Raw genomic sequence first — 11,673 nt, 5'->3', positions numbered from 1 at the left:
CTCGATGTCGAGATAACTCTAGTACATGGGGGCGGGCTGGTCATGCCCGGACCCGTCCGCGCCGGAAAACCGGTGGAGCCGACGCGCCGCGCGTCCGTACCGTCACCGGGGTGACCTATCTGAGCCCCCTCGGCTATCTGCTGGGACTTGAGGGTGCCGCCCTGCTGCGCGGCTTCAGAGAGAGAAGCGCCGACCAGGCCTTCGTCGAGGCCCGGATCGCCGAGATCCGCAGACTGCTGGACACCCCGGAGCTTGCCGATGCCGAGGGCGTCACCGCGACCCCGGGTGCGATCAGCACGGCCGACGTCTATCAGGACTGGGCGCCGCACTACGACGACCCCGGCAACCAGATGATCGACATCGAGCAGCCCGTCGTCCGGCGCATCCTGGACGGCCTGCCGGTCGGCGCGGCACTGGACGCCGCCTGCGGCACCGGCCGGCACACCGCTCACCTGCACCGGCTCGGCCACCGTGTCATCGGCGTCGACGCCTCGCCGGACATGCTCGCGCGGGCCCGGGAGCGGCTGCCGGACGTCGACCTCCGCGTGGCCGACCTGCATCGACTGCCGCTTCCCGACGATGGGGTCGACACGGTCGTCTGCGCGCTCGCACTGACCCACGTCCCCGATCTGGCGGTCGTGCTGGCCGAGTTCGCGCGTGTGCTGCGGCCCGGCGGGCATCTCGTGATCTCGGACGCGCACGTCATGTCGTCCTATCTCCGGCCCACCCTCCCCCGTCGCCCCGGCCCGGACGGCCGCGCGACCCTGCTCACCGAATACCACCGCCCGCTCAGCGCGTACCTCTCGGCCGCCCTCCCGCTCGGATTCCGGGTCCGGCACTGCGAGGAGCCCCGCCGCCCGCGCCGCTCCCTCGATCCCGGCGCCGCCCCGGACCCGCTGCCCACGTGGATGTCCTGGGACCTCCTGCACTGGGATCCCGAGGCGTCCGCCGCCGCACTGGACGCGTCGCCGGTCGCGGTCGTCTGGCACTTCCAGCTCGGAGACAGCGGGGAGGAGTGAGCAACTCCCTTTTGCCCTCGGATGATTGGCCGACTTCGGGGTACCCGGTGCCAGACGAAAGGGGGCGGGTATGCCGCTCACGTTCCGTAAGAGCTTCCGGATCCTTCCCTGGCTTCGGCTGAACATCAACAAGGGGTCCTTGTCGTTCACGACAGGTGGCAAGCGCGGCCCGCGCTACACGCGCAGCACCTCGGGGCGCCGTACGACATCGATGAACCTGCCCGGGCCGTTCGGGTGGCGCAAGACGCGCACCAAGAAGGACGACTGACAGCAGCCGCCAGCACTGCTGACCGGTCGTCACCCGAATGGACCCCCCAGGAGGCGCCATCTCATATCTGAGATAACCTCGGCCTCATGGCAGACGACTACCTCGTACGTATCGGCAAGCTCATCCGTGACGCCCGGCAACATCGGGGCTGGACACAGACGCAGCTCGCCGAGGCGCTCGGCACCAGTCAGAGCGCCGTCAATCGCATCGAGCGCGGCAACCAAAACATCAGCCTTGAGATGATCGCTCGAATCGGTGAAGCCCTGGACAGCGAGATCGTCTCCCTGGGCTACGCCGGTCCGATGCATCTGCGGGTGGTCGGCGGGCGCCGGCTGTCCGGCGCGATCGATGTGAAGACCAGCAAGAACGCGTGCGTGGCACTGCTGTGCGCCTCGCTCCTCAACAAGGGGCGCACAGTGCTGCGCCGGGTCGCGCGGATCGAGGAGGTGTACCGCCTTCTGGAGGTACTCGGCTCGATCGGCGTCCGCACCCGCTGGATCAACGACGGTGTCGACCTGGAGATCGTGCCGCCGGCCGAGCTCGACATGGAGTCGATCGACGCGGAGGCCGCCCGCCGGACCCGCTCGATCATCATGTTCCTCGGCCCGCTGCTGCACCGCATGGACAGCTTCAAGCTGCCGTACGCGGGCGGTTGCGACCTCGGTACGCGCACGATCGAGCCGCACATGATCGCGCTGCGCCGGTTCGGCCTGGACATCGCCGCGACCGAGGGGCTGTACCACGCGCAGGTCGACCGGGCCGTCTCCCCCGACCGGCCGATCGTGCTGACCGAGCGCGGCGACACCGTCACCGAGAACGCGCTGCTGGCCGCCGCCCGCCACGAGAGCGTCACGGTCATCCGCAACGCGTCCTCCAACTACATGGTCCAGGACCTCTGTTTCTTCCTGGAGGCGCTGGGCGTCAAGGTCGAGGGCATCGGCACCACGACGCTCACCGTGCACGGCGTGCCGACCATCGACGTCGACGTGGACTACTCCCCCTCCGAGGACCCGGTCGAGGCGATGAGCCTGCTGGCCGCCGCCGTCGTCACCGAGTCGGAGCTGACGGTCCGCCGGGTGCCCATCGAGTTCCTGGAGATCGAGCTCGCGGTCCTGGAGGAGATGGGCCTCGACCACGACCGCACGCCCGAGTACGTCGCGGACAACGGCCGTACGCGCCTGGTGGACCTCACGGTCCGGCCCTCCAAGCTGGAGGCGCCGATCGACAAGATCCACCCGATGCCGTTCCCGGGCCTGAACATCGACAACGTGCCGTTCTTCGCGGCGATCGCGGCGGTCGCGCAGGGGCAGACCCTCATCCACGACTGGGTCTACGACAACCGCGCGATCTACCTCACGGACCTCAACCGCCTCGGTGGCCGGCTCCAACTCCTCGACCCGCACCGGGTGTTGGTCGAGGGCCCGACCCGCTGGCGGGCCGCCGAGATGATGTGCCCGCCGGCGCTGCGGCCCGCGGTCGTCGTCCTGCTGGCGATGATGGCGGCGGAGGGCACGTCCGTGCTGCGCAACGTGTATGTCATCAACCGCGGTTACGAGGACCTGGCGGAGCGGCTCAACTCGATCGGGGCGCAGATCGAGATCTTCCGGGACATCTGATCGGCGGAGTGCCGTGCCCCTGGGAGATGAGGGGCACGACACTCCTAAATGCCCGCTGACCTGCTGTTACACCCTTGCGGGACTCTCCATTGACCATCGCTGTTTTTCATCACCTTGTGCAACGCGCGTGCAAGATGATCTTAAGTTAGTGACGATGCATCAGGGATACCTGAGTACCCGTCAGGCTTCACGGAGAGTGCTCGCCAAAGGGGCCTCGCAATGTCCGCACCGACGGTGCCACTGGCGTTCCTGAGATTCGGAGTTCAGTCCTCGCCGCGCACGCGCATCAAGCGCACTACACCGCTGCGGCCAGTTCCAGCCCGGACCTCCACGCGCACCGGCGCTCCTTCGATCATCCGGCTGACCCCCACGTCCGGGTCGGCGACCTGCTGACCGAGGCGCCCGCCGACAGCATCCGCGACGACCCTGCCCGGGAGCGCGTCGAGACGAGCAGTGAAATGCGTGCTGCCGTCGTCGGGCCTGCCAACGGGATGGGAGGGCGGACGCGTACGTCGAGGCCAGCAAGGTCATCAAGACCATGAAGGACACCTGCGCGGACATGTCCGTGAAGTACAAGGAGACCGCCCGGGGTGGGCTGGCTGTGAACATCATCGAGTGTTGAGAGAGCAGGCCCTGACCAGCGCGTTCGTGTCTTTCGACGCTGTCAGGGCCTTCCCTGCTTACGCGGCGGAAAGTCCCTGGAGAGTCCGGCGGGATGGGCGCCTGGTCTGGGGGTTCGTGGCACTGTCCCACCAGTAAGCCGCCACCGAGATACATTGCAACGATCCCCCGAGCTCGCCCGAGGGGTGCCATTCGATACGTAGATGCTGCGGAGAACTCGCGCTTGCAGCAGCGGCCGGCCTCTCCCCTACGTTCACGACGGCACAGGCACGTCGGGTGCAGCTCTCCCCCATTACCGTCTGTGGATGTGGCGATCAGCGCCGTGGAAGAGCCGGGTGAACGGCACCGAAGGAATCACGCCGTGATCGATACCAGGGACATCGACGTCTATCTCGGCCTGGACGTCGGCAAGGGCGAACATCACGGCACTCACCCCGACCGGGAAGAAGACATTCGACGACCGACTGCCCGACAGCGAGCCCAAACTCCGCGAAGCATTCGGCACGGTGCAGGCCAAGCAGGGCTTCTGCTACCCGCGCAAGACCGCCGCCGGCCTGGCGGTCCACCAGGCGGTCGATGCGAAACTCGCGGGCCGGATACGCATAGTTCACCAGGATTCGGCAGAACCGACGGCGTCCCCAGGTTCACCGCCGAACTCCTGCCGGGCCGCTTGAAAATGGACACGGTGCTCCGTCCCGGTGTAGGCAACGGCGACAGGAGGTCCCTCGCGGACGTGCGCCTCTCTGTCGGCTCCACCAGCCCCAATCCTCAACGCAGGCATCCGGCTCCGTGGTGGCACCAGCACTACCAAGGACTCGGGTACTGACATGGGCGACCTGCTCCCCTGGGCAGACCAGACTTGGCCTGGTACCCGTCCCACAGGCAACGACAGCGGAGATTCCCTATGGTGGACGCCTTGCGGAACCAGGAGCTTCCCGTCCCCCAGTTCGGTGAGCGGATTCAGCTCCGGAACGCTCCCTGGTCGGTGCGGCTCGGGCAGGCCGTCTCCGGGCGTGCCGCCCTTGAGGTGTACGTCGACGGAGCTCTGGTGGACGTGGTCGTGCCGACTCCGATGGTGTCCGGCACTCTGCGTGGTGCCTGTTCCTCCAAGGGTGCCGACCGCCGCTGGCTCACCCTGGCCTGGGGCGTGTTCGAGGGTAGCCAAATCGCCCCGCCCGTCGTGCTGTTCCGGCGCAGACGCATCTGCGGGACCGTATACCGGAGCGGCCACACTTTCTCGTTCGGCAGACGGTTCTGGCTCAGCGCGGCGGACGGGCGCTACACCTCCGTCGCTGCCACCCGTTCCGACGGCGAGACCGAGGGCCATGAGATACGGGCGTTACGCTCGTCCGCCTTTCCTCGGCGTATAGGCAGTCGATAGAGCCCTCTCTCACACTCGACTGCCATGACGACACAACGGCCCGTCCGAGGCGCTCGGATCCTGGGAATCGGCGCTTACAGGCCACGGCGGATCGTCCGGAACGACGAGTTCGAGGCCCGTACGGGCCGTGCCGACGCGTGGATCCGGCGTCGTACCGGCATCATCGAGCGCCGCTACGCGGATCACGGCGAGACCGTAATGGACATGGCCGTCGAGGCGGGTCGCAAGGCGCTCGCCGAGTCCGGTATCGCCCCCGGGCGGGTCGACCTGGTGTTGCTGGCAAGCATGTCGAACGTCCGGCAGAGCCCGAGCGGCGCGCCGGAGGTGGCACACCAGCTCGGCACCGGCTCGGCCGCGCTCGATCTCGACGCGGCCTGTTCCGGCTTCTGTTACGGGCTGGGCGTGGCCGACGGGCTCGTCCGCAGCGGCGCGGCCGAGCATGTGCTGCTGGTCGGTTCCGACAAGATGAGTGACATCGTCAACCCGTACGACGCCGACGCGGCGTTCCTCTTCGCCGACGGCGCCGGAGCTTTGGTCGTCGGGCCGGGGCCGGAGGACGGGATCGGTCCTACGGTGTGGGGGTCGGACGGCGGGAAGCGGCAGCTCATCGCGCACTCGGCGACCTGGGTGGAACACCGCGACGACCCCGAGCTGCCCTGGCCGACGATGCGGATGGCTGGCCCCGAGGTGTTCCGCTGGGTCGTCGAGGAGATCCCCGCCGTCGCCGAACGGGCGCTGTCCGCCGCTGGGTTGGGGGCGGCCGACTTGGCGGCTTTCGTCCCTCATCAGGCCAATCTGCGGATCACCGAGGCGCTCGCCGCCCGACTCTGCCTGCCGCCGCACGTCGCGGTGGCGCGGGACATCCAGCATGCGGGGAACACGTCGGCGGCCTCCGTGCCGCTCGCCCTCGACCGGCTCAGGGAGACCGGGGCCGTGGTCCCCGGTGGCCGTGCGCTGCTCACCGCGTTCGGTGCGGGGCTTTCGTGGGCGGCGCAGGTCGTGCTACTTCCCTGACCTCCCGTTCCGGGTACGGCATGGAGGTGAGCGAGGCGACCGCCCAGCTCACCCCCATGTCATACAGCTGTCACACGGCGATCGGCGCAACGGTCGGTCTGGCCAGGCCGAGGTGGACCTGCGCAGGGACAATACGCCGGAGAGGTCGAGCCGCCCGGCGTTGAGATAGACCTCTCTGTGTGCGAGCAGCCGCTCGTCGACCAGGAGATCCAGCTCGGGCGAGAAAACTAACGGAGTAATCGATCCGCTGACGCTGCCAGCCGGTCGTTCGGCGACCTCGCGGCCGGTGTACCGACCAGCGAGGACGGCCAGATCGACCTGTCAGTGGCCCCGAGCCACCGCGAGGACCAAGCGCAGTGACCGCGTTCCGGTGGCAACGGCGATCTCGAGAGGCTTGGCGGCCTGTTCCAGAGGATGGCTGGACAGTCGGCCAGCAGGGTGAAGGCGTCCCCACGGCCAGCCATCCGCCGCTCCACGGATGCAGGCGACCGCGTGCGAAACGGCACGAGTTCGCGGGCAGCGGGGCATGGTTCTCCAGAGGTCGATGGGCGAGAACCGGCGGACCGGGCGGGGTCAGGCAACGGAGCGGACTGACATCGCGGGGCCAGGCAAGGTCAGGGCGAACAGCCGGACCAGCTCGTGGAAACTGTACTGAGGGCGGTGTGGCGTGCTCACTTCGAGCAGCCGGGCCTCGACCAGGTCGTCCAGCAGTCGCTCGGTGGGGCCTTCGGCGGCGCCCAGGACCAGTGCGGCGGCCTCGGCCGGGAACCTTGGCGTGGGGATGGCCGTCAGCCGGGGCAGGGCCTGGCGGGCCTGCGGGCTGACGCCCATGAGGGAACTCAACAGCCGCTGTTCTACGTCGAGTTCGCCAAAACTCAGTTCCTCCAGGCGGGTTTGCGGGACGGAAAGGCGGCGGGCCAGCCTGCTGGTGGACCAGTGCGCGTGGACGGCCAGCCGCATCCCGGAGATCCGCAGTGCCAGTGGCAGGCCCGCACAGGCCTCGATGATCGTCCGAGTGGCCTCGGGGTTCTCGCGGATCCGTTCCGGGCCCGCGAGCGCGCCGAGGAAGTCCAGCGCCTCGGCGTCAGTGAGCAGCGGGACGGTCAGCACTGTTCCGCCGGACACCGCAGCAAGGTGGGTCCGGCTGGTGACGATGACGCCGATGCCGGGGTCGCTCGGCAGCAGGGGGGTGATCTGGTGGCCGCCGACGGCCCGGTCCAGTATCACCAGAAGCCGCTTACCGGCGGTGTGGGTGCGGTAGAGGCCGACGAGTTCGTCGAGGTCGGCGGAGTCAGGCGGCGCGACACCGAGCGCACGCAGGAAGAGGGAGAGCACCTCCCACGGGCTCCGCGGCGAACCGTCCGGGCGCCGCAGGTCAGCGTAGAGCTGGCCGTCCGGGAAGTCTTCGCGGCAGTCGTGCGCGGCCCGGACCGCCAGCGTGCTCTTGCCGATGCCGGGCATGCCGGTCAGCAGGACAGTTCCGGCCCGGCCGCGCTGTGCGGTGAACGTCAGGCGGATGCGCTGCAGTTCGTCGCCGCGCCCGGCGAAGTCGGCGGGCTGCGGAGGCAGCATGGCGGGTACCGGGCGGCTCTGCCGCGGGACGGTCACGCCGGCCGCTGCCGGCTGCGCGTCCGGGACCAGGGTGCGGCGCAGGATCGCCTGGTACGTGCCGGTGAGCACCGGCCCCGGATCTACGCCGAGTTCGTCCGCGAGCGTGAGCCGGCCGGTGTGGAAGACGCCGAGCGCGTCTGCCTGGCGGTCGCAACGGTACAGCGCGGCCATCAGCTGGGCCCGCAGCCGTTCGCGCAACGGGTGCTCGCCGGTCAGGCCGGTAAGTTCGGGAACCAGCTCGCGGTGTCGGCCCAGCGCCAGATCGGCCTCGATCCGGTGCTCCAAGGCGACGAGCCGGGCCTCCTCCAGGCTCGGCCGTTCCCTCTCGGCAAGATGCTCAGTGACGTTGGCCAGGGCAGGGCCCTGCCACAGGGCGAGCGCCGACCGCAGGTGCGTCGAAGCGTCGTAGTAGCGGTGCTGGTCCAGAGCCTCGCGGCCGAGCCGGGCGCCGCGCTGGAAGTCGTCCAGGTCCAGTCGCGCCGAGCCGATGCGGATCAGGTAACCCTGGGCCAAGCGGACCAGGTCGACCTCCGGGCCGAGGTGTTTGCGCAGCCGGGACGCGTACGTATAGATCTGCGCGCTTCTGGTCGTCGGCGGTCTGCACCCCCACAGAGCGGTACTCAGCTGACTGTCCGAGACCAGGGAGCCGTGGTTCAGCAGCAGCGCCGCGAGCACGGTGTGGATCTTCGTCCCGCCGAGCGGGACCGGTTCCGTGCCGGGGCGTGCCTCGACCGGACCAAGCAACTTCAATTCCATGATTCCTCCTGCCACGAGACCACGCCGCGAGGTCCTTGCGGCGCGTGCACGAAGCGGCGAAGGGGGTGAGCTCTCCCCCGTGGATCAGCTCTGACAGCGGATCAGCAGCGGTTGGGTGCGCCTGGATCCAGCGCTCGCAATTCTGCGCCAAGGCCACCGCCTGGACCTTCCCGAACTGGTGTCAACAGCCTGCCTGTGCAATGTCCTGCCATCCGGTACGAAGGCACCTGCGCAGGTCAGATCCATAGTCGAGGCGCGCCCGCACCACGATGTCCGGCACACACCCTCTGAGCCGCCCCTCCCCCTACCGTGTGACCCGCAGCAGCCGCAGATCCGTCGTGAGGTGGCCGGTGAGGTGGCACAGGAGGTCGGGCTCGTGGTTCTCGAGGTAGAAGTGGCCGCCGGGGAACGCGTGGAACTCGGCGCGGGCCGTGGTCAGTTGCGACCAGGCGGCGAGTCGTTCGGGGGTGCAGCCGCGGTCCTGGTCGCCGAAGTACACCACGATCGGACAGCTCGTCCGCTCCGGTGCGGCCGGCCGGTAGGTCTCGATCAGGCGGAGGTCGGCGCGCAGGGCGGGCAGCAGGAGTTCGCGCAGGGCGTGGTGGGAGACGAGGTGGGCAGAGGCGCTGCCGAGCCGCTCGATCTCCGCGTACAGCGTCGGGTCGTCGGCGAGGTGCAGCCGGGACGGCGGCACGGTGTGCGGGGCGCCCCGTCCGGAGACGAACAGCCTGACCGGGCGGACGCCGTGCCGCCGGCTCAGCCGCAGCGCGGTCTCGTACGCCACCGCGCTGCCCATGCTGTGGCCGAACAGGGCCAGCGGCCGGTCGAGACAGGGTTCGAGGGCCTCGGTGATCCGGTCGGCCAGCTCGGCCATGTCGGTGATCGGCGGCTCCGCGAGGCGGACCTGTCGGCCCGGGTAACAGACCGAGAGCAGTTCGACCCCGGCCGGCAGCCCGCGCTGCCAGTTCCGGTAGCTCGTCGGTGATCCACCGGCATGCGGGAAGCACACCAGGCGCAGCTCCGGTCCGGCCGCAGCCCCGGAAACCGCCTCGCCCGGAGCGCCGTAGGTGTGGAACCACCTGCTACTCATCGTCCCTCTCCCTACGGCTGTCGTCGCCCGGCCAGCCTGTCCGGCCGGTCTATACGACGGCCATATCCGGGCCCGATATCGAAGCCGTATAGGCGCCGGGTTCACGGTCGGCGTGGAGCGGCAGCGAGTCCGCCGCCACGAGTCCGTGAGGAGCACCAATGACGGCACCCCAACTGACCTGGGCGCCACAGGAGATCCGACCGTCCGACGTGGCCGCGCCGGCCACCGCGGAGGGCCTGGCCGCCTACCTGGGCGCACGGTCCGCCGCCCTCGACACACAGCTGGTCGAAGCCAGGGCGCTGGTCTTCCGGGGCTTCGGTGTCACCGAGGCGGGGCTGGACCCGGTCCTGGACCTGCTGCTGCCCGACCGGCTCTCCTACGTGCACGGCAACTCGCCGCGCACCAAGGTCGGCGCGAACGTCTACACCTCGACCGAGTACCCGGCCGAGTTCACCATCTCGATGCACAACGAGCTGTCGTACAGCGTCACTTGGCCCTCCCGGCTGCTGTTCTTCTGCGCCGAGGCGGCGGCCTCCGGCGGAGCCACCTCGGTGGTGGACGCCGAGTACTGGCTCCGGTCGCTGGACGACGAGGTGCGGGCCGCCTACGCGGACGGCGTCCGCTACACCCAGAACCTGCACAGCGGCTACGGCCTGGGCAAGAGCTGGCAGGACACCTTCGAGACCACCGACCGGGACCGGGTGGAGGAGTTCCTCACCGAGGCCGCCGCCGAGTGGCAGTGGCGGCGGGACGGCGGCCTGCGGATCAGCCAGGTCCGCCCAGCCACCACCCGCCATCCGGTGACCGGTGCAGAGGTCTGGTTCAACCAGTCCGACCAGTGGCATCCGGCCGCGCTGGGCGAGGAGGGCGCCGCGCTGGCCGGGCTGCTCCCGGCCGACGAGCTGCCGCAGTCGGTCAGCTTCGCCGACGGCAGCCCCATCCCGGACGCGTATGTGCTCCAGGTCCGCGACCGCGGCCTGGCCGGGGCCGTGGACGTCGACTGGCGGCGCGGCGATCTGCTGCTCGTCGACAACGTCCTGGTCGCGCACGGCCGCAGGCCGTTCACCGGCCGCCGCCGGGTGCTCGTCGCGATGGCCGGCTGAGCCCCACCACCCCGGAAAGAACCGGAAGAAGAGACCGGAAAGAGAAGGGACTTCTTTTCATGACCACGGCTACCGAGGCGGCCCCGGCATCGGCCGCCGGCGCCCTCACGATCCGCCTCACCGACCGCGAACGGCACGAACTCGGCCTGCTCGCCGAGAAGTTGTCCACCGCCGGGTCCGGTCTGGTGGACGACCTGGACTGGCTGGCCCGGGCCCGGGAGCTGTCCTGCCGGGCCCCGCTGCGGCTGCGCGAGACGATCCGCCGGTACCGGCACGACTGCGGCCCCGACGCCGTGCTGCTGATCCGGAACCTGCCGCTGGACGAGGAGGCGCTGCCCGAGACCCCGACGGTGCGCGGGTCGGTGGAGCGGCGGGCGACCGTCGCGGCGTGTCTGTCGGCCCTGCTGTCGCTCCAGCTGGGCGAGGTGATCGCGTTCCGGGAGGAGAAGAGCGGCGCGCTGGTGCAGAACGTGGTGCCGGTACGCGGCCTGGAGAGTTCGCAGAGCAACGCCGGGTCGGTCGACCTGGAGATGCACACCGAGAACGCGTTCCATCCCAACCGCCCTGATTTCGTCGGCCTGTTGTGCCTGCGCAACGACCACTCCGGCACCGCCGGCACGCTGGTCTCGTCGATCCGCCGGGCGCTGCCGCTGGTCCCGGACGGGGCGCGCCGGGTCCTGACCGAGGCCCGGTTCGTGACCGAGCCGCCGCCGTCGTTCCGGGCGGGCGACGCGACCGTGCCGCACGCGGTACTGGACGGAGACCCGGCCGACCCGAACATCCGGGTGGACTTCGCGGCCACGGTCGCGCTGGACGACGAGGGCAAGCAGGCGCTGGAGCAGCTCCGGGACGCCCTCGTCCCGGCGTCCCGGATGGTCGTGCTGCACTCCGGCGAACTGGCGTTCATCGACAACCGGCTGGCACTGCACGGCCGCAGCTCGTTCGTTCCGCGCTACGACGGCCGCGACCGCTGGCTGCACCGCGCCTTCGTCCACCTGGACAACCGCCGCAGCAGGGTGGACCGCCCGGACAACGGCGCCGTGCTGTCCTGACCGCCCGCACCACTGGCCACGCACCGCCTCCCACACCCCGGACCGGGCGGCGCACGGCGGTGACCGGCCGGCGCGCAGACCCGGGCGCGACCCGCCGCCGACCCGACACGAGCCTGCCGCCACCGACCCGCACAACCCTCGC

The 11,673-nt window shown here is 69.9% G+C and carries 9 protein-coding genes and 2 pseudogenes; 9 read left to right on the top strand and 2 right to left on the bottom strand.

The genetic code is table 11. From position 1 onward, the window contains the following. Positions 1-110 precede the first annotated feature (110 nt). From OG496_RS41175 to OG496_RS41145, 7 genes and pseudogenes are all read left to right on the top strand, one after another. Positions 111-1,019: a class I SAM-dependent methyltransferase gene (locus OG496_RS41175; RefSeq protein ID WP_405974476.1), complete on the top strand. Its 909-nt coding sequence runs from the start codon at positions 111-113 to the stop codon at positions 1,017-1,019. Between the two features lie 70 nt (positions 1,020-1,089). Beyond that, complete coding sequence (locus OG496_RS41170; RefSeq protein ID WP_266773474.1) at positions 1,090-1,287, top strand: DUF4236 domain-containing protein; 198 nt, start codon at positions 1,090-1,092, stop codon at positions 1,285-1,287. Between the two features lie 86 nt (positions 1,288-1,373). Further along, entirely contained in the window at positions 1,374-2,903 is a 1,530-nt protein-coding gene (locus OG496_RS41165; protein WP_366493255.1) for a UDP-N-acetylglucosamine 1-carboxyvinyltransferase, read from the top strand. Positions 2,904-3,375: 472 nt separating this feature from the next. Further along, positions 3,376-3,525: pseudogene (locus tag OG496_RS41160) on the top strand (L-serine ammonia-lyase, iron-sulfur-dependent, subunit alpha); the annotation flags it as partial. A gap of 360 nt (positions 3,526-3,885) precedes the next feature. Further along, positions 3,886-4,048, top strand: a pseudogene (locus OG496_RS41155) (IS110 family transposase); the annotation flags it as partial. Positions 4,049-4,440: 392 nt separating this feature from the next. Continuing rightward, complete coding sequence (locus OG496_RS41150) at positions 4,441-4,905, top strand: hypothetical protein (RefSeq protein ID WP_405974475.1); 465 nt, start codon at positions 4,441-4,443, stop codon at positions 4,903-4,905. 24 nt (positions 4,906-4,929) lie between these two features. After that, positions 4,930-5,919: a beta-ketoacyl-ACP synthase III gene (locus OG496_RS41145; RefSeq protein WP_405974474.1), complete on the top strand. Its 990-nt coding sequence runs from the start codon at positions 4,930-4,932 to the stop codon at positions 5,917-5,919. A 573-nt stretch (positions 5,920-6,492) separates the two neighbouring features. Here the strand turns inward: OG496_RS41145 and OG496_RS41140 are convergent. Then, entirely contained in the window at positions 6,493-8,286 is a 1,794-nt protein-coding gene (locus OG496_RS41140) for a BTAD domain-containing putative transcriptional regulator (protein ID WP_405974473.1), read from the bottom strand. Positions 8,287-8,590: 304 nt separating this feature from the next. Further along, on the bottom strand, positions 8,591-9,376 hold the full coding sequence (locus tag OG496_RS41135) for a thioesterase II family protein (protein ID WP_405974472.1): 786 nt from the start codon (positions 9,374-9,376) through the stop codon (positions 8,591-8,593). A gap of 158 nt (positions 9,377-9,534) precedes the next feature. Here OG496_RS41135 and OG496_RS41130 point away from each other — a divergent pair, with 158 nt between their 5' ends. After that, complete coding sequence (locus tag OG496_RS41130) at positions 9,535-10,479, top strand: TauD/TfdA family dioxygenase (RefSeq protein ID WP_405974471.1); 945 nt, start codon at positions 9,535-9,537, stop codon at positions 10,477-10,479. 59 nt (positions 10,480-10,538) lie between these two features. Continuing rightward, positions 10,539-11,531 (top strand): TauD/TfdA family dioxygenase, encoded by a 993-nt coding sequence (locus OG496_RS41125; protein ID WP_405974470.1) that lies wholly within the window; start codon positions 10,539-10,541, stop codon positions 11,529-11,531. Positions 11,532-11,673: the final 142 nt, after the last annotated feature.

Source organism: Streptomyces sp. NBC_00988, assembly GCF_045162645.1.
Classification (GTDB): domain Bacteria; phylum Actinomycetota; class Actinomycetes; order Streptomycetales; family Streptomycetaceae; genus Streptomyces.
The sequence above is the reverse complement of the archived record's forward strand: the minus strand, read 5'-3'. Positions and strand labels throughout refer to the sequence as shown.

Coding starts and splice junctions, on each gene's coding strand:
- OG496_RS41165 (WP_366493255.1), top strand. CDS start 1,374: ATGGCAGACGACTACCTCGTACGTATCGGCAAGCTCATCCGTGACGCC.
- OG496_RS41145 (WP_405974474.1), top strand. CDS start 4,930: ATGACGACACAACGGCCCGTCCGAGGCGCTCGGATCCTGGGAATCGGC.
- OG496_RS41130 (WP_405974471.1), top strand. CDS start 9,535: ATGACGGCACCCCAACTGACCTGGGCGCCACAGGAGATCCGACCGTCC.
- OG496_RS41170 (WP_266773474.1), top strand. CDS start 1,090: ATGCCGCTCACGTTCCGTAAGAGCTTCCGGATCCTTCCCTGGCTTCGG.
- OG496_RS41125 (WP_405974470.1), top strand. CDS start 10,539: ATGACCACGGCTACCGAGGCGGCCCCGGCATCGGCCGCCGGCGCCCTC.
- OG496_RS41135 (WP_405974472.1), bottom strand. CDS start 9,376: ATGAGTAGCAGGTGGTTCCACACCTACGGCGCTCCGGGCGAGGCGGTT.
- OG496_RS41140 (WP_405974473.1), bottom strand. CDS start 8,286: ATGGAATTGAAGTTGCTTGGTCCGGTCGAGGCACGCCCCGGCACGGAA.